Source organism: Mucilaginibacter mali, assembly GCF_013283875.1.
Classification (GTDB): Bacteria; Bacteroidota; Bacteroidia; order Sphingobacteriales; family Sphingobacteriaceae; genus Mucilaginibacter; species Mucilaginibacter mali.
The window spans coordinates 103,817-122,372 of the sequence record NZ_CP054139.1 but is presented as its reverse complement, the minus strand read 5'-3'; the positions used below and the strand labels follow the sequence as shown (position 1 = coordinate 122,372).

The window sequence follows — 18,556 nt, the reverse complement described above, 5'->3', positions numbered from 1 at the left end:
CCGCTCATGTACGAAATTGACCTGACACGGAACGCGAACAAAAAAACGCTTTGGCAAAAAATACTTGCCAACCGGCTGTCGGGGCCTTTAGCCTGGCTGTTCCTGGTGGCTGCGGCAATGTTTGTAAGCTATGTGGTGTATATGTATGGCATGTTTGGCGGGGCGGCCATACTGGCCATTATAGTAGGCGTGCCCGTAATATATGGCATTATCGCTTATCCTAAATTTGGCATCGTTATATTTTTTGCCTGGTCGCATTTTGTCAATTTTGCCGGTTTATTTACCGAAGCGCCCATAGGTACCAGTATGGACGCGCTGGAATATTTGCTCATCCTTGGCTTTTTCCTGAAACAGAAATACAACCGCAAGTGGAAGATCTATGCCGACCCCATCAGTTACCTGATATTGGCATGGATAGGGTTAAACTTTTTCGAAGTGGTAAACCCGGTAGCGGCCTCCATCCTGGCATGGGTTTATACAGTGCGCACAGTGGCGGTTTTAATGCTGATGTACTTTGTTTTCATCTACCAGATAAACGATCTGAAATTTGTTAAACTGTTGATGAAGGTATGGTTGTGGTTCTCGGTAATCGGCGCGATATACGGCTTTGCGCAGGAGGCAAACGGCTACTTCCCTTATGAATGGGCCGTGTTGCGTAAAAACCCGCTTACCATGCACCTTAACTTCCAGATGGGGCACTGGCGCAAATTCTCTATATTTTCCGACCCGGTAGTATACGCCTACAATATGGCCATTGGTACAGTTATGTGCATCGCCCTTTTATTCGGCCCGCACGCCACCTGGAAAAAATGGGTAATGAGCCTGATGATCCCTTTCTTTATGGATGCCATGCTATTTTCGGGTACAAGGGCTGGCTACGTCATCGTACCGGCATGCCTGGCCTTATTAGCCGTGCTGCACTTTAATAAAAAGGTAATGGTAGCAAGTATAGCAGGCGCCCTGGTAATGGCTGTGCTGATACTAATGCCTACCCATAATGGTACTTTACTGCGTTTTCAAAGCGCGTTTAAGCCAAGTGCCGATGCATCATTTAACGAGCGCGCCAAGAACCAGGCGTTTATACAACCTTACATCCATGCCCACCCCATTGGCGCAGGCCTGGGCGCGGTGGGTATCTGGGGGCAACGTTTCGCGCCTAACTCTCCCCTGTCAAAGTTCCCGCCCGATAGTACTTACGTGCGCGTAGCGGTTGAATTGGGTTATGTTGGCCTGTTCCTGTTTTGCTTTTTAATTTATACGGCCCTGCGCATCGGCATCAATAATTTCTTCCTGATCAAAGACCCCGAAATAAAGAATTATTGTTTGGTGATGCTTATTGTGTTGTTTGCTTTTAACATTGGCAGCTATCCGCAGCAATCCATAGTGCAGTTTCCGGCCAATATCATGTTCTATTTATGTATAGCGTTGATAAATGTTTTAAAAAGATTGGACGATGAAAAGCAATTATCGTTAAATTCAGCAAATAATGCCCCGCTAACAACTAACTGATGATTTTAAAGAAATTACGCAATAACCATTTCCTGTCTTTTGCCGGAAATGTCATGATGGCAGCCCTGGGTATGATTACCTATATGCTTGTTGCGCACAATTTTAAAACTAAAGAAGAATTAGGCTACTGGTTCCTCTTTATCTTCAATACCATCACCCTTGCGGATGTTTTCCGTACAGGCTTTTTGCAAAACTCGCTCATCAAATTTTATACAGGCGTTTCAAAAGATCGCGCCGAGAATATAGCCGGTTCGGCCTGGTACATTGGTTTCTGGATCACGATGGCCGCCTGCGCCCTCAACCTGGTATGCTATTTTCTTTTTTACGATACCGCCTCCGAAGCCACCCGGATCATGATCCAATGGTTTGGCATTACCTTCCTGGCAATGTTACCCTACAGTGTTGCTTTGTGGATATTACAAGCCGAAGGGCGTTTTGGCATATTGCTGATATTACGGGCCATTAGCCAGTCGCTGCTTCCATTTTTTATTGTCATATTGATATTTACCGGGCATTTAACTTTCCGTAATTGCGTTTACGCGCACTTTTTAACCTGCGTTATTACCAGTATAGTTTCGCTAACTATAGGTTGGGACAAAATATACACCGTTAAAAAACGCTCTAAAGAAAGCGTTAAAGAGCTTTTCCATTACGGGAAATTTAGCGTGGGCACATCTATCGCGGCGCAATTATTAAAAGCATCTGATAACTATGTAATTAATTTTATGCTGATGAGCAACGTAGCCGCCGCTGCTGTGGCCGTATATAGTATGGCCCAGCAACTGATGCAAGTGATAGAGATCACCATCCGCAGTTTTACGTCAACGGCTATGCCAATGATATCGGCAGCATCAAACAAGGGCGATGATAAAGAAGTGGTATACGTAATGAAAAAATTTGCCGGCATGATGACGCTGGCGCTAATACCCATTTGTTTGGTTTGCTTTTTAGGTGCCGATATACTGGTAACTATCCTTGGCGGTAAAAAATATACCGGTAGCGAGGCCGCGCTGGTGTTCCGCATCTTTATGTTTATTGCCATTTTAATGCCGCTTGACAGGTTTATGGGCATTACACTGGATATGATCAACAAGCCACGGGTGAACATGATAAAGGTATATATTATGCTAACCGTAAACGTAATTGCCGATGTGGTAGGCTTATTGATATTCCATAACATTTACGGCGTAGCGCTGGCATCGATATTTACTTTCAGCACCGGTATTGTTTATGGGTACTGGTCGCTGCGCAAGTATCTCGATTTTACGATAAAGGATATTTTTACCCTGGGTTATGCCGAGTTGAAAGAACTGATCGGTTCTTTATTACGTAAAAAGGCAGGGCTTGAGTAATCCATCCGGTCCGTTATTCTGAGCGATAGCGAAGAATCCCAAACTATGCATTGCCACTGTGCAACCCGGGGATTCTTCGCTATCGCCCAGAATGACAAGGGGAAAATAAAACGGGCAATAATTACACTAATTGTAGATTAAAATCAGCAATATCAATAGTACAGGTATATGGATATTTTATTAACCATCGCGGATATAATTTTTTGGATAATTTTTATTTACCTGGGGATATACTGCCTGTACCTGTTCTTTTTTTCGGTGTGTGGCCGGCTAATTAAAGTGCCCGAACCACCGGTTACCGATAAGCTGTTAAAGTTTGTACTCTACATCCCGGCTTATAAAGAAGATGCCATTATACTGAACACGGCCGCCAAAACCGCCAACCTGGATTATCCTAAAGACAAATACCATGTTTGCATAATTGCCGATAAGCTACAGCCCGAAACCGTGGAACAACTACGGGCAATGGACCTGCAGGTGGTTGAGGTATTTTTTGAAAGCAGCACCAAATCAAAAGCCCTGAACAAAGCCATCGAAAATACCGAAGAAGGTTTTGACGCAGCCGTGGTTTACGATATCGATAACATCGCCGCTCCGGATTTCCTGCACCACATTAACCGTTACCTGGTAGCCGGCGAAAAAGTAGTGCAGGGCCATCGTGTAGCGCTGAATAGCGAAACCTCCATAGCCATGCTTGATGCGATTAGCGAGGAGATCAATAACCATATCTTCCGCAAAGCGCAACGAGTGTTTAACCTTAGCGCGGCCATTATTGGTTCGGGTATGGCGCTGGATTACCAGTTGTTTAAAGATGTAATGATGCGTATTGACGCCGTTGGCGGCTTTGATAAAGAAATGGGCCTGTTGCTTACACACGAGCGCATTAGTGTGGCCTATAGCGAAGAAGCGCTGATGTACGACGAAAAGGTAAGCAAGCCCGATAATTTCAAAAATCAACGTAAGCGATGGTTATCGGCTCAGTTCAGCTTGTTTGGCCGTTACTGGAAAGCCGGCCTGGCCGAACTGTTTAAACATGGTAACCGCGATCACTTTAATGAGATCTACCAGTTATCCATCCTGCCCCGCGTACTAATGCTGGGCATAATGCCTATGATGCTGGCCATCTCCTTTATTGGCGTTGGGCCTTCATGGCGCTGGTGGCTGGTGGCAACCGGCTTATGTTATACGGCTATTGTGGCGGCCATCCCGCCATCATTCTTTAACAAAAAGTTACTGAATGCCGTATTGCGCTTACCATTTATATTCTTTACCATGTTCGCCCTGTTATTTAAGTTAAAAGGAGCGAATAAGAAATTTATTCATACCGCGCACGAGGTTCCCAAAGAACCAATGGCATAATTTTGGCGTACATAAAAGCGTCAAAACAAAAAATATCACACCCTTAAAGAATGTTGTATAAAATAATTTGCCAAAAGCATTAATTTTACAACACCAATTTAAAACGAATTGATTAAATGGCCGATCAGGAGCATAATGATCTTTTGAACGTTGGGATAGGACCAGTTGTTGAGTATCCTAAAGACACCCCCGTGTATACCTATATTGCCGAAAAAGCAAAGCAATATCCGGATAAAATAGCGCTTAAATTTCAGGACCATCAATATAGTTACCGCACGCTTGATGAAGCATCAAACCGTATTGCCCGCGCGCTGATAGCCGAGGGCATTAAAACCGGCGATATTATTGGCATAGCGATGGACCGCTCGGCCGATATGATCATCGCGCTGTTGGGGATCGTTAAATCAGGGGCGGCTTATATTCCGCTCGATCCGGATTACCCAACCGACCGTGTAGAGTTTATGCTGGAAGATGGCGCCGCCAAGATCCTGTTTACGCAGCGCAAATACCAGGGGCACTATAAAACCACTTCAAAAGAAGTTTATATTGAGGATCTGCAAGCTAAGCTTAGCGATTTTGAGCCAACGCAACCCCAAAATGAAGTTACCGGCGAAAGCCTTATATATATCCTGTATACTTCCGGATCGACAGGTAAGCCTAAAGGTGTACAAATACGCCACCGCAACCTGCTGAACCTGGAACTGGGCATGGCCCACCTGAAGATGACCAGCGACGATGTATTGCTTGGCATTACCACCATATCATTCGATATTTTTGGGTTGGAGATGTACCTGCCGCTGATGCATGGCGCTACCCTCATTATTACAGATACGGTAACCGCCAAAGATGGCCGCGCGCTGCTGGAAATATTAAAGACACAGGACGTTACCTTCTTTCAGGCTACGCCATATACCTGGCGCATGCTGGTAGAGTCGGGCTGGAAAGACCCGCTGCCAATTAAAGGCATCACCGGCGGCGAGCCATTGACCAAAGATCTGGCCAGCAAGATCATCCCTTTGTGCAAGGAGTTGTGGAACCAATACGGCCCAACCGAAACCACCATCTATTCAACCATTAAGCATGTAACCAGTATCGACGATATCACCATCGGCAAACCGTTACTAAACACGCAGGTATACATTGTAGACGAGCACCTGAATAACCTGACCGATGGATCGGAAGGTGAGATACTGATAGGCGGCGAAGGCGTAGCCATTGGTTACCTTAACCGCCCTGAACTAAATGCGGAGAAATTCATCGACGATAAATTTACCGGCATCCCTGGCGCTAAGGTTTACCGGACAGGCGATTTAGGCCGTTTTGATGCCAAAGGCGATATCTTTTGCCTTGGCCGTACCGATCACCAGGTGAAGATCCGCGGATACCGCATTGAGGTTGAGGAAATAGAATTTATCTTATCTAAACAGGCAAACATTAAGCAGGTGGTTGTAATGCCGCGCAGCGATATGGGGCCTGATATGCGCCTGGTTGCTTATATTGTACTGGCTGATGTGAACGAAGATTCGGTACAGCACCTGGATGCCTGGAAGCAATCGTTGATAGACGAGCTGCCCGAATACATGGTGCCCGACGACTTCGCTGTTATCGACACCATCCCGATCACCCCGAACGGTAAGGTTGACCGTAAGGCTATGCCTAACCCAATACCATTTATTGTACGCCATCGCAACACCTACGTAGCTCCACGCACCGAGGTTGAGAAAATGGTGGCCGATATTTGGTCGGAGTATATGAATATCGAGCAGGTTGGCATTTTTGATAACTTCTTCGAACTGGGTGGCCGCTCTTTAGTAGCTGTAAAAATTATGGCCCGCATTGAGCAGGAAACCGGTAAACGCCTGCCACTGGCAACATTGTTTGAGCATTCTACGGTAGAAAAGCTGTCCCTGCGTTTGCAGATGGATTCAAAATCCATCACCTGGGATTCATTAGTACCTATTAAACCACAGGGCAATAAAATGCCGATATACATTGTGCACGGCGCGGGTTTAAACGTTTTACTATTCAATGCGCTGGCCATGAATTTGGATGATGACCAACCGGTTTACGGTCTGCAAGCCAAAAGCCTGAACGGCATTGATAAACCGCTTGACGATATGGGCGAGATAGCGGCCAGTTACATAGCCGAGATCATCGCCAAAAATCCTGACGGGCCGTACGCCTTGGCTGGGTACTCGCTGGGTGGTATCATTGCTTACGAAATGGCCCGCCAAATGAAAAACGAAGGCCGGGATGTACGCATGGTGGCCATGTTTGATACTTATATAACACAAACCCAAAAACACGACTCCTGGATAAAAAAGACATTCGATAACACAAGGTTCTTTATTATGCAGGTGCTATATAGCTTTGTATTATTAGCCGAAGATCCTAAGCGTGCTATTGAATACAAATGGCTGCAAATAAAACGCCGCATCATCCGCTTATACTGGCGCATTACGCATGGTAAGGAACAAAAGCAGGAAGGTTTCTTTGGCTACTCTAACCAAATAGACGAGGAAAACCAACGTGCCATGGATAATTATTTTGTGGAGCCGGTTGATATCGCTATTGATCTGTTCCGCGCCAAAAAGCGTACCTTTTATATGGACGACTTTAAAACCATGGGCTGGAAACCGTTTGCTAAACGAGGCGTGCTTGTACACGATATCCCCGGCGAGCATAATACCATATTTGCCCCGCCTAACGATAAGGAGTTTGCTGTAGTGCTTCAGGAGTGTTTGGATAGGGCCGTCAAAAACTAACCAACCGGGTATGCCGGGTACAGTTGAATGCAGTTTTATCGGTCGCCCGGCGTGGGATCAGCAACCGGCATCTGATGGTTTACATAAATACACCGTTTACATTTGGCATGGGGTAACCGCCGGTCTGCTGCATTTATACGATGCTTGTTTTACCCTTTTAGAGCCACAGGAACAAGCCCGGGCGTTGCGCTATTACCAGTTAAAGGACAAGCAGCGTTATGTTATTCAGCATGGTATTTTGCGGGTATTACTGGGGCAACAAGTGAATATGCCCGCGCGACAGATTCCGTTTACTTATAATTCCAATAAAAAGCCCGGTTTAGCTGTTGCAGACCGGTCCTGCCATTTCAATATCTCACATTCGGCCGGGGAGTTTTTAATTGCTTTAGGCGATACCGAATTGGGCATTGATATAGAATGGATGAACCCTGATTTCGCTTATGCGGACGTGGCATCGCAATATTTTAGCGCAGCCGAAGTGGATTACATCAATAGTTCGCCTGACGCTACAGCAGCATTTTTTTTATTATGGACACGCAAGGAGGCCCTGTTAAAAGCCTGCGGAACCGGCATAGATGATAACCTGCCCGATATGCCGGCGCTGGATGGTAAAGGCACTTTGCCTGTTGATTATGAAAATATCGGCTGGATAACGGAAAGTTTTTTCACCGGAGAGAATTTTATGGGGAGCATTACTTACCCATCGCCAAAAACGTGCTTGCAGTTTCGCAAACTTGATATAGAGACCTTATGTTTATTATTTTAAAATCTCACCGTCGTGCTGAGCGATAGCGAAGCATCCCCCGGTATAAAGAGCAACAAAGCATAGCTTGGGATGCTTCGCTACCGCTCAGCATGACATGTTTGTTTTTCCGCTGAAGCCTCACCCTGCCCTCTCCAGAGGAGAGGGTTCCAAAGTCTCCCCCTTTGGGGGAGATTTAGAGGGGGCTTTCATCGGCATGTCATTTAACCATTAAGAGGCCCGCAGGGATTATATCGCTCAGCATGATGCAGGAAGGTGCAGGAAATCTTAATGCTGTGTGATCTTGGCAAACTTCTTCTTCAATCCAAGGAAATATTTCTCGAAGAAATTGTATGATAACCAGGCAAGCACTAATGTTACGGCAATAGCCGCGATATAGATGACCAGGTTTTGCACCAGTACACCTGCATCAGGCATATAGGTTTTTACAAACCAAACCATCAGGCGTACCGGAAATTTGTGTATCAAATAAATACCGTAGGAAATTTCGCCAATTAAACGAATTTTGCTGTTGCTAAGCGAAACGATGCTGGTTTCAGTTTCGCATAGGTTAACTATCAGCAGTGCCGCTAAAGTAGCTATCACCAGGTCGCCTTCGGGTGGCAGGCGCTGCAGGTAAATATATACAAAGCCTACAAATGCCAGCAGCAACAGTATTTGTACATACTTGTTAAAAACAAGGTCAAACAGTTTTTGGAAGTAAAATTTAAACTCGTTGTTTTTAGTATTATAGTATAATACGGCCACAAGCGCGCCGATGGCCATGTTATCAAAACGGGCGTAATAGGTCAATTCGCCAATTACACCTACCACATAATTACCTTCAGAAAAATGGCGGGTAACCTGGCCAAAAACAAGATAAAATATTAAGAAACCGAAAAGGGCATAAAAAACATGTAATACCTTTTTAAACCTGAAAAAGTGCGGATGGAAAATGTAGAACTGCTCTTCGGTACCGATAGACCAAATTGGGTCGAACAAGGCGGGTAACAGTTTTAAAGTAAAAGCAAGGTTAGGAAGAAAAAATACCGACAGCCAAAACGCCTCGCTCGAATTGTTTTTAGGGTAGATAAAAAAACCGACAATAACGATGAGGAAATACAATGGCCATATCCGCAGGATACGGCGCATATAAAAATCGGCAAATGAAACCTTGCCAAAGTTCTTACGCTCTTCAAGCAACAGGTAGGTGATCAGGAAACCGCTTAGGGCAAAAAACACCGATACGCCAACTTTACCGAAATTTAAAAGCGTGATATGCGGGATAAGCGGCAGATTAAATTCTTTTTTCTCCAGTTCGATATGCGCAATCACCACCATCAGTGATGCAATAGCTCTGACGCCGTTTAAATTAGGGAAAAATATTTTAGCCTTTTTTTGGCCTGTCGCAGCAATATTGCTCATTGCCATTCGGTTCAATTATTTAGTTACGTAGTTTCATGCCCGCATTGTAAATATGCACATTTACCACGTTATTATTGAAGGAATTTACGCTTAACTATTAAAAAAGAACACCTAAACAAGGTTAATGGTAACCGTAAAAATATTTTGCCTGCTGCGCGGGTTATACTGGTACACAAACGAATCGCTCGCCCGGCAAATAATGATCAGGCCGTAATGTTCAGACAGATCCGCATGATCTTCACCGGCATCAGCGTAGCTTTCGGTATAAAAACTAAGGCTATAGGGTGAAACAATGTTGGCATATAAACCATTCAGCACATCCGAGTATATTTTTATTGGCCCTTTTATCCCCTCATCCAAAGGCCAGCCTGCCCCGTCGTGCTTAATATCAAAGGGCGTTCCCTCATCGGTTTTTTTAATAGTAAAGGTGGTTGGGGTAAGTATCAGTTCCACGCCGGTATCGCCCCCGCCTGTATGTTTTATACTATTGGTAAGCAGTTCGGTTACAATTACACGGATATTAAAGGAAACTTTAGAAACCTTTTCGGGCATATACTGCTCAATAAAGCCTACCACCTTTTGTATAAAGGTATATATCTTATCGGCCCGGTTAGGGAATATCAGTATTTGCCTTATCGCTTGTTCCATGGTTTAGGTTTAATTACTATCGGCCAATGCCTCCTCAACACTGGTGTATATTTTAAAAACCTTATCAAGCCTTATCAGCGCGAAAAGGTCGTGTATATCCTTTGGTAAATTAACCACGGCAATATCTGCTTTGTTTGCTACAGCGTATTTTAATGATGATACCATAGCGCCCAAAAACGAACTATCCACATATTGCACCTGGCTAAAATCGGTCAGTATCTTTTTGGGGTGCTTATCAATTATCGCCACCATTTCTGCCTTCAGGGCATCGGCCTGGGTAAGATTAGCTTCCTGTATCAATATTTGGGCAATGGTAATGCCGTTTTCGTCGCGGGTGTTCAGTATCATTAGTTTATCTCCTTTTGCAAAAAAATCAGGCTGCAATCGTCAATTTGTTCCTGGGCCTTTTTGTTTAAAAAATCACTGTTTCTTATTTGGTTAAAAGTATCCGGCTTACCTAAAAAGGCGGTTATTGCCTGCTCAAAGTTACTATAGTCCGATCGCTTCCTTCCCGCCGTTTCCTCATCTATCATCCCATCGGTTAGCATCAGTATTTGGTCGCCCGGGTTTAATTTTAGCATAAACTCATCAAAATCGCCATCCTGCCGCAAGCCCAATAATAAGCCCTCCGATTGTATCCTGCTTGTTTTATCCCCGGCATAGTTATAATAAAGCAAAGGCAGATCGCCCGCGCCCGAATAACTCATCTGCGATAGTTCGGTATCAACCATCACCAGCGATAGTGTGGATAAAACCTCGCTAACCACCGGATCGTGATGCACCACCGAATTTATTTTTTGCATGATGCTTTTGGTAGAAAGATCGCCATCGAAGATGCAAAGCCGCACCGCCGACCGCACATAGCTTAAAAACCCGAACGAAAAAAACCATGCCCCCCATTTTTTTCCCATCACATCGCCCAGCACAATAAAAGTGTAGCGTTCATCTATCTGGATAAAATCTATAAAATCGCCCCCCGGGTAATTTTGGTAAGGCTTATGCCAAAAATCAATACCGAAACCGTGAAGTACGGGCACTTTTTGCGGAACAGAATTTAAATTCAGGGCCACAGCCGCCCTGCTCAATTCGCTGATGGAACGCTCGTGCTGCTCGCGTATGGTGTTTAAAACATTGGTTATTTTAGATACGATAACCGGCACCGGGACATCCTTAACAATGTAATCAATGGCATCCATATTCATCCCCTCCAGCATCAGTTCGGCATTGTTCATTGATGTAAGGAACATGAAAGGAATATGTTTGAATTTTTTATTCCCCATTAACTGCTGCCTGAACTGAAAACCGTTCATTTCGGGCATATCATAGTCAGACAGGATGATATCGGGCACATCCTTTTCCAGCAGTTCCATCGCCTGCATAGCCGAATTGGCCTTCATGCAAATAAAACCCTCGCGCGAAAGCGCGCGGCCCATCATCTCTAAAACAAGGGGATTGTCATCAACCAAAAGTATTTTATGTGATGCAGGCATGATCGGTTTTGTTTAGTGCTTGGGCTTGGATATCAATGCACTCGAAAACAAATATACACCTGTAAATACAATAAGCAATGATAATACGTCCATTATTGTAACGCCATCATTAGGGTTAAAGTAAAAAAGGGTATACATTTCAAAATAAGGCGGCGCCGGCATAATGATCATGCCCATCCCCAAAGTGATCATGATGATGCCTATGATGATCACCAGCAATTTGTTAAACTTTTCGCGCAGCAGGAATTTTTTGGTGATGGTATTATCCAACTGATGGTTGGATAGTAAGGCTTCCAGGTCATCCATCAGTTCCAGGCGGCTCAGATCGGGGTTATCCAATTCGCGGAAAGCTTCTAATGTGCCGGGAAGCGATTGATCTCCAAGCACGTTTTCTATCTTGCTTTTAATATGTTGCGCCTGTTCCCTATCGGGTGGGTTTTTGCGCAGCAAATCAACCAGCTCGTTTACCTTATCTTCTATCAGCGCCGAATTATCCATTCCTTTTTTGTGTAACTAAATACCGAGTATGAGCGTAAAAATTAAAAAAAGCTATTAGCTGGAGGTATTAATAAAATGTATATTTAGTGTCGGCTAAGTAAATGAAAAAAATATCCATCATTACCGTTAATTTCAACCAGCCCGGGGTTACGCGGGAGTTGCTATTATCTATTCAACAGGTAAACACCTATAAAGATATAGAAATAATTGTTGTAGATAACGGAAGTACCACCGGCAAGGTTACCGAATTGATACCGCAGTTTACTGATGTAAAGTTTATACGCAGCGAAGCCAATTTAGGTTTTGCCGGCGGTAATAATATTGGTATTGCCGCTGCCACCGGCGATTACTTTTTCCTGGTGAACACCGATACCGAGTTTACCCCCGACCTGGTGCAGAAGCTGGTTGACGTATTGGACCAGCACCCCGAGGTAGGCATGGTATCGCCACGCATACAATTCTTTCCAGATACCGGGATGACACAGTACGCCGGTTCAACACAGATCAACTTCATTACCGGCCGCAATAAAATGATCGGCAAGTTTCAGCGCAACGGCGATGATTTCAACAGCGTAATAGGCCCTACAGCCTACATTCATGGCGCGGCTGTAATGGTAAAACGCGAAGTGATAGACAAGGCCGGCCCGATGCACGAAAGCTACTTTTTATACTACGAAGAGGTTGACTGGTGCGAGCACGTTAAGAAGGCCGGTTACAAACTTTGGGTGCGCGGCGACGCGGTTATTTATCATAAAGAGTCGATATCGGTAGGAAAAAAGAGCTGGTTGAAAGAGTACTTCATGACCCGCAACCGTATTTTATTTACCCGTCGTAATGCCTCACCGGTGGTGGTGTTTTTGTTTTACATTTATTTTTTACTGATAGTTGCGCCCCGAAATATCCTCGGCTATATCAAATCGGGCAATACTGAATTTATCAAATACCTGTTTAAAGCCATCTGGTGGAATTTTACGCATAAAAAAGATAGCCACGACCTGGGCGTTACCCTCAAATAGCAACACATGGAAATACTTTTTTGGATAAGCCTTTTCATTGCGTTTTATACCTATGTGGGCTATGGCATTTTGCTTTTTATTATCATTAAAATAAAGCGCGCCATTTATGGCCGTAAACATATCACCGACCCTGAGTACGATCTTTTACCCGAATGCACACTGGTGATTGCTGCCTATAACGAAGCCGATATCATCCGCGAGAAAATAGATAATACACTTGCGCTAAAGTATCCCGCCGGTAAACTAAAAGTGCTTTTTGTTACAGATGGATCATCAGATAACACCCCTGATATTATTGCAGAATACCCGCAGATCAAACTATTGCATCAACCCGGTCGCTCAGGCAAAATTGTAGCCGTGCATAGGGCTATGGAATACGTGGATACAGAAATTGTGGTATTTACCGATGCCAATACCATGCTGAACGATGAGGCCATGGTAAAGATCTGCCGCCACTATGCCGACAAAACCGTTGGCGCGGTAGCCGGCGAAAAACGCGTAAAAATAGAAGCTACCGACGATGCCAGCGCCGCGGGTGAGGGTTTCTACTGGAAGTATGAATCGGCCCTGAAGAAATGGGATTCGGAGTTATTTACCGTGGTTGGCGCCGCCGGCGAATTATTCAGCGTTCGCCGCGACCTGTACCGGCCGGTATCAAACGATACTATTCTTGATGATTTCATGATATCGATGCTGATTGCTGAAAAAGGGTATCGCATTGTGTACGAACCTGATGCCTACGCGATAGAATCAGCATCGGCCAACGTAAGCGAAGAACTGAAGCGCAAGGTAAGGATTGCCGCCGGTGGCATACAATCGGTAATATGGTTGAAGGGTTTGTTCAATATTTTCAAATACCCGCTGTTATCGTTCCAGTACATCAGCCACCGTGTTTTGCGGTGGACGGTAACGCCGTTTTTTATGATACTGGCGTTTATCAGCAACATCCTGATAGTTGCCGGGCCGGGAGGTGGTTTGATCTATCAATTACTACTGGTGGGACAGGCGCTATTTTATGGCCTTGCTCTCCTGGGCTTTATTATGGAAAAGCGCCAGATACGGGTAAAGGCGCTGTTTGTACCCTATTATTTTTGCGTAATGAATTATGCGGTTTTGGCCGGTATTGTGCGCTATTATAAAGGCAGCCAAAGCGCGGCATGGGATAAGGCGCAACGGAAAGTGGGGTAAACCTTATGATGCTTGCTCCAGTTGGCGGGCAAGCATTAAATCGTAAGATGATTGCATACCTAACCAATATTCGGCGCTGATATCCAAAGCTTTCTCCAAACGTACCGCAATACGGGCAGTAATATTTCTTTTGCCTTTAAACAATTCGCTTAAATGACCGGGCAGTATCCCCAGTTTGAAAGCAAGTTCAGATTTTTTTAATCCACGTTCTTCAACTTCTTCTTGTAAAAGTTCTCCGGGATGAAAAGCCATGACGGTTTTTATTTCATTTCCCTCTTTGTCAAATACGTTGCCCATAATAGCTGATCTTACATTATGAATAATGATTGCTTAATTCTTCAATACAAACTATCTCCACCCGGGTGTTATTCCCCTCCCTTTCAATCCTAAAAATAATCCTGTATCCTTTATTTATTCTGATAGAGTATTTACCTTCTAAGTCACCGGATAGCTTTTCAAAATGCAAGGATTTTATATTCCGAAGATCTTGTGTGTTCGTCGCATTTTCAATCTGCAATACTTTTTTAATAAAACCTTTTTCAATATCGTAGTTAAATTTAGGTTTACCCAAGCTTTTACCATTCAAATAAAGCCGAACTAAATATTCATCCTCAATTACAACACGCATTTTGTAGAAGATTTATCAAATATAATTAAAATAAATAAATTTACCAAAAAAAGGTAATTTTACATCACACCTAATATTTCCCCCAACTTCTTATCCAAATCCTTACCAAAAAGATTTTTAGCCACCACTTTACCATCCGGATTTATCAAAAAGTTTTGCGGTATGGCATGAACACGATAAAGCAGGGCTACAGCATTGTTGCGATATTGCAGATCTGATACCTGTGGCCAGGTGAGCCCGTCTTTTTTGATGGCGGCTACCCAGGCTTGCTTATCTTTATCAGATGATACGCCAAGGATAGCAAAGTTTTTCTCCCTAAATTTTTGGTAAGTCTTTATCAGGTCAGGGTTTTTGGCACGGCAAGGCACACACCACGATGCCCAAAACTCTATCAGCAGGTATTTGCCTTTAAAGGATGACAGGCTGATCATCTTACCATCGGGCGCAGCCTGCGAAAACTCCGGCGCGTCGGCACCTAAGGCCACGGTATTAAACTTCTCTATGTTTTTGGCTATCAGTTTACCCTTGTCGGTATTTTTCAATTGATCGGATAAGCTATTGAAGGCTGCCGAGGTATGCTCGTAATCGTGATAGGCCATGTAACTGGCAGTTAAAGCCGTTAAACTGCTTGGCGAGTTGGGGTGCCTCATCACCCATTCCCGGTTCAGGCGATCGCTTTCTTTGTAGAGGCTATCAAACTTTGGCTGGTAAATATCCTGGTATTTTTTTGACACCCGCGTAGCCGTGGGCGCCTTCATAAAGGCGGCGGTCAGTTTAGCTATTTTGTCTTTTATAGGTTTAATATATACATTATAGCTTGCCATATCGCTGGTATCGGCCAATGCCGGGCGTTTAGCTGTTTGGGCAAATATGATTGAAGGAAGTAAACAGAAAACTGTTACCAGTGCTTTTTTAATCATTATCAGCGTTTTATTGGTAATGCCAATATACAAAAAGAGGCTGTATCATAAATCATGGCATGGCCTCTTTTTTATTTGTGCATAATTTATTGGAATAAAGAGGGGTATTTATTTGATATAATAATCTGATTTTCATATATTTATGTATCGAAAGTAGCGTAGTATGTCCTCTAAAAGACCTGTATTCAAGCCCTACCAGCAACGGCAGTTGATGGCTATTCCTCCGACACTTGACGAATTAGTTCCGGCATCGCACCCGGTGCGTGTAGTTAACGATGTGATCGACAGGCTCTATCTGGAACCATTGCTGAAAGCTTATCATATCCGCGGGAGTTCAAGCTATCACCCGCAAATGTTGTTAAAGGTGCTGGTATATGGGTATGTAACCAACACCTACTCCAGCCGAAAGCTGGCAGCAGCCTGCCGGGAAAGCGTTTACCTGATGTGGCTGAGTTCGATGAACTATCCTGATCATAATACGATCAACCGTTTCCGGGGCGTACGTTTGAAGCATGCGCTGCGTGATGTGTTCGAAGATGTGGTGAAACTTTTGGCAGAGGAAGGCCTGCTCAGTATTGAAGAAGTGAATACGGACGGGACAAAGATAGAGGCGAATGCAAACCGGTATACCTTTGTCTGGAAGAAAGCGATTCAGACCAATAAGGAAAAGATGAAAAAGCAGCTGTCAGAGATATGGGACTATGCCCAAAGCGTAGCAAAAGAAGAAGACAGGCTGCCTGATCCGCCTGACTTTACTGTTATTGACAGTGAAAAGGTCAATGCCGCAGTAGATAAACTCAATGAGAAGCTTTCCTCGCGTGAGGATGTTTCCAAACAGGTCAAAAGCAAGCTGCGGTATATCAGCAAACATTACCCGCAGGCCATTGCCCGCTATGAGCAGCAGGAAGCTCTGCTGGGTGAACGCAACAGCTATTCCAAGACCGATACGGATGCCACATTCATGCGGATGAAGGAAGACCACATGAAAAACGGCCAGTTAAAACCGGGGTATAATGTTCAGATATCCACATCCAACCAGTTCATTGTCAATTACACCATTCACTCCAACACCACAGACACCAATACATTAAGTGCTCATTTAGCGCAGCATGAAGTCAGCTTTGGCAAAGCACCGCAAGTGCTTACAGCCGATGCCGGATATGGCTCCGAGGAGAACTACACGCGGTTGGAACAAAAAGGAACAATCGCCTTTGTAAAGTATGGGATGTTCGATAAGGAACAAAATGAGAATCACAACAACAAGCACCCTTTTGCAGCAAATAAGCTTTTTTACAACCAGGAGAAAGATTGTTACATCTGCCCGATGGGCCAGCAAATGAATTTCATCGGAACAAGTAAAAGAAAAACAAGCACGGAGTTTGAACAAACGGTAAAAAGATACCAGGCAGTTAACTGCGCTAACTGTCCGCTGAACGGTATTTGCCATAAATCAAAAGGGAATCGGATCATTGAAATCAATGAAAACCTGAACCGCCTGAAACAAAAGGCGCACGAGCTGTTAAACAGTGAAGAAGGCATACAACGGCGAAAGAAACGCTGCTTTGATGTAGAACCTGTATTTGGTAATATTAAGCAGAACCATGGCTTTAAACGGTTTATGCTCCGCGGCAAGGAAAAAGTAGAAATAGAATGGGGTTTAGTTGCAATCGCACAAAATCTAAGGAAAAAAGCGGCTTAAATGAGTCGTTTTACCACTCAGGTTCGCCCAAGAAAGCTACCCCCTCCCCCTCAAAAAATTCCATAGAAACTCAATACCAAATTCAGCTATTAGGCTAAAAAAATAAAGACCGCATCATTTGATTTATGATACGGCCTCTTTCGCGTCAAAAGTTTTGACGTGTAGTTATATTTTACCAAGCAATGATGCCAGTTTATCTTCCAGATCTTTACCGCGCAGGCCTTTGGCAATGATCTTGCCGTTAGGGTCAAGCAGTAAGTTTTGTGGGATAGCCTGGATACCGTAAGCGGTTGAAACTTCGTTGTTCCAGAATTTCAGGTCAGATACCTGTGTCCAGTTCAAACCATCTTTGTGGATAGCGTCGATCCATTTGTCTTTAGCGCCTGGCTGATCTAACGATACGCCCAGGATGGTGAAGTTTTTATCTTTAAACTTATTGAAGCATTTTACCACGTTAGGGTTTTCTGCACGGCAAGGGCCGCACCATGAAGCCCAAAAATCTATCAGCAGGTATTTACCGCGGAAAGAAGACAGGCTTACCATTTTACCGGCAGTATCGGCCTGGGCAAATTCAGGAGCGATAGCACCTAAAGCCACGCCTTTTAGTTTATCTAAACGGGTTGCCCAGGTTTTAGCGGCAGGGCTGGCTTTTAATGCAGGCGATAACATATTGTACATCGCGGCAGCATCAGCATATTCAGGATAGTAGCCTAAAGCGCTGCTCATAGCTGTTAAAGCCATGAACGAATCTGAGTGAGATTTTACGTATGCTTTAGAAAGTTCGCCACGCTCTTTATCCAAAGCGTCCGACTTAGCTTCTAATTGATCCTGGAACTCTTTCGCTTTGCGAGCTTCGGCCGGAGTAGCACTATACCATGCATTTAAAGCGGCGCTCTTATCGTTAACCGGCTTCATGAATGCTTTATAAGCAGTGTTGTCGTCGTTAACTTTAGTACCGCTGATCTTCGCTTTCGACAGTGAATCGGCACTGGTTACAGTAGCAGTACCTGCTTCAAGATAAACCTGTGCAACGTCTACTTTGCTTTTACGGTCAAGTTTAGATAAGCCGTTACCGGTCGGATCGTAGATCAACGTAGCTGAAGTAATATCTTTAACAGTACCGGTAAAAGTGAACGCGCCGTTAACGGCCACGGTCGAATCTAACACGGTTTTACCATCGTTGCGGTATTGTAAAAACACTTTTGATGGGGCGCCAATGTTGCCTACTTTACCCTTAACTGTAAAGGGGGTTTGGGCAAAGGCTAATACAGGCAAACCTGCAAGTAAAGTAAGCAATGCTTTTTTCATATTCTGTAT

The 18,556-nt window shown here is 44.3% G+C and carries 17 protein-coding genes; 8 read left to right on the top strand and 9 right to left on the bottom strand.

Going from position 1 to position 18,556, the window contains the following annotated elements:
- Positions 1 to 6 precede the first annotated feature (6 nt).
- From HQ865_RS00555 to HQ865_RS00535, 5 genes are all read left to right on the top strand, one after another.
- Positions 7 to 1,509 carry an O-antigen ligase family protein gene (locus HQ865_RS00555; protein ID WP_173413012.1) on the top strand — a complete coding sequence of 501 codons (1,503 nt, stop codon included), beginning with the start codon at positions 7 to 9 and terminating at the stop codon, positions 1,507 to 1,509.
- Positions 1,509 to 2,861, top strand: coding sequence for a lipopolysaccharide biosynthesis protein (locus HQ865_RS00550; protein ID WP_173413011.1), 1,353 nt, complete (start codon positions 1,509 to 1,511; stop codon positions 2,859 to 2,861). Before HQ865_RS00555 ends, HQ865_RS00550 begins: the two co-directional genes overlap by 1 nt.
- Before the next feature lie 168 nt (positions 2,862 to 3,029).
- On the top strand, positions 3,030 to 4,220 hold the full coding sequence (locus HQ865_RS00545) for a glycosyltransferase (RefSeq protein WP_173413010.1): 1,191 nt from the start codon (positions 3,030 to 3,032) through the stop codon (positions 4,218 to 4,220).
- 116 nt (positions 4,221 to 4,336) lie between these two features.
- Positions 4,337 to 6,985, top strand: coding sequence for a non-ribosomal peptide synthetase (locus HQ865_RS00540; protein ID WP_173413009.1), 2,649 nt, complete (start codon positions 4,337 to 4,339; stop codon positions 6,983 to 6,985).
- Positions 6,986 to 6,995: 10 nt separating this feature from the next.
- Positions 6,996 to 7,751, top strand: coding sequence for a 4'-phosphopantetheinyl transferase family protein (locus tag HQ865_RS00535; protein WP_173413008.1), 756 nt, complete (start codon positions 6,996 to 6,998; stop codon positions 7,749 to 7,751).
- 264 nt (positions 7,752 to 8,015) lie between these two features.
- Here HQ865_RS00535 and HQ865_RS00530 read toward each other — a convergent pair whose 3' ends face one another.
- The 5 genes from HQ865_RS00530 to HQ865_RS00510 form a co-directional block, all read right to left on the bottom strand.
- Positions 8,016 to 9,158, bottom strand: coding sequence for an acyltransferase family protein (locus HQ865_RS00530; RefSeq protein ID WP_173413007.1), 1,143 nt, complete (start codon positions 9,156 to 9,158; stop codon positions 8,016 to 8,018).
- Positions 9,159 to 9,263: 105 nt separating this feature from the next.
- Positions 9,264 to 9,800, bottom strand: a complete 537-nt coding sequence (locus tag HQ865_RS00525) for an ATP-binding protein (RefSeq protein WP_173413006.1) — start codon at positions 9,798 to 9,800, stop codon at positions 9,264 to 9,266.
- Positions 9,801 to 9,809: 9 nt separating this feature from the next.
- Positions 9,810 to 10,148 (bottom strand): STAS domain-containing protein, encoded by a 339-nt coding sequence (locus HQ865_RS00520; RefSeq protein WP_173413005.1) that lies wholly within the window; start codon positions 10,146 to 10,148, stop codon positions 9,810 to 9,812.
- Positions 10,148 to 11,290, bottom strand: a complete 1,143-nt coding sequence (locus tag HQ865_RS00515) for a fused response regulator/phosphatase (RefSeq protein WP_173413004.1) — start codon at positions 11,288 to 11,290, stop codon at positions 10,148 to 10,150. The genes HQ865_RS00520 and HQ865_RS00515 overlap by 1 nt, the downstream gene beginning before the upstream one ends.
- A 12-nt stretch (positions 11,291 to 11,302) precedes the next feature.
- A complete protein-coding gene (locus HQ865_RS00510) occupies positions 11,303 to 11,788 on the bottom strand; it encodes a hypothetical protein (RefSeq protein WP_173413003.1) in 486 nt (161 codons plus the stop codon).
- Positions 11,789 to 11,889: 101 nt separating this feature from the next.
- Between HQ865_RS00510 and HQ865_RS00505 the strand changes: the two genes are divergently transcribed.
- Positions 11,890 to 12,804: a glycosyltransferase family 2 protein gene (locus HQ865_RS00505; protein WP_173413002.1), complete on the top strand. Its 915-nt coding sequence runs from the start codon at positions 11,890 to 11,892 to the stop codon at positions 12,802 to 12,804.
- 6 nt (positions 12,805 to 12,810) lie between these two features.
- Positions 12,811 to 13,992 carry a glycosyltransferase family 2 protein gene (locus tag HQ865_RS00500; protein WP_173413001.1) on the top strand — a complete coding sequence of 394 codons (1,182 nt, stop codon included), beginning with the start codon at positions 12,811 to 12,813 and terminating at the stop codon, positions 13,990 to 13,992.
- 3 nt (positions 13,993 to 13,995) lie between these two features.
- On the opposite strand, the gene HQ865_RS00495 is transcribed toward HQ865_RS00500, so the two are convergent.
- Genes HQ865_RS00495 through HQ865_RS00485 form a run of 3 tightly spaced genes read right to left on the bottom strand, consistent with a single transcriptional unit; the run spans position 13,996 to position 15,540 of the window.
- The gene (locus tag HQ865_RS00495) at positions 13,996 to 14,289 is read right to left on the bottom strand and encodes a HigA family addiction module antitoxin (RefSeq protein WP_173413000.1); all 294 of its coding nucleotides are present in this window, start codon (positions 14,287 to 14,289) and stop codon (positions 13,996 to 13,998) included.
- Positions 14,290 to 14,305: 16 nt separating this feature from the next.
- Positions 14,306 to 14,620, bottom strand: a complete 315-nt coding sequence (locus HQ865_RS00490) for a type II toxin-antitoxin system RelE/ParE family toxin (protein ID WP_173412999.1) — start codon at positions 14,618 to 14,620, stop codon at positions 14,306 to 14,308.
- A gap of 59 nt (positions 14,621 to 14,679) precedes the next feature.
- Positions 14,680 to 15,540, bottom strand: coding sequence for a TlpA family protein disulfide reductase (locus HQ865_RS00485; protein WP_173412998.1), 861 nt, complete (start codon positions 15,538 to 15,540; stop codon positions 14,680 to 14,682).
- Between the two features lie 163 nt (positions 15,541 to 15,703).
- Here HQ865_RS00485 and HQ865_RS00480 point away from each other — a divergent pair, with 163 nt between their 5' ends.
- Complete coding sequence (locus HQ865_RS00480; protein ID WP_173412997.1) at positions 15,704 to 17,239, top strand: IS1182 family transposase; 1,536 nt, start codon at positions 15,704 to 15,706, stop codon at positions 17,237 to 17,239.
- 165 nt (positions 17,240 to 17,404) lie between these two features.
- Here the strand turns inward: HQ865_RS00480 and HQ865_RS00475 are convergent, their stop codons facing one another.
- A complete protein-coding gene (locus HQ865_RS00475; RefSeq protein ID WP_173412996.1) occupies positions 17,405 to 18,547 on the bottom strand; it encodes a TlpA disulfide reductase family protein in 1,143 nt (380 codons plus the stop codon).
- Positions 18,548 to 18,556: the final 9 nt, after the last annotated feature.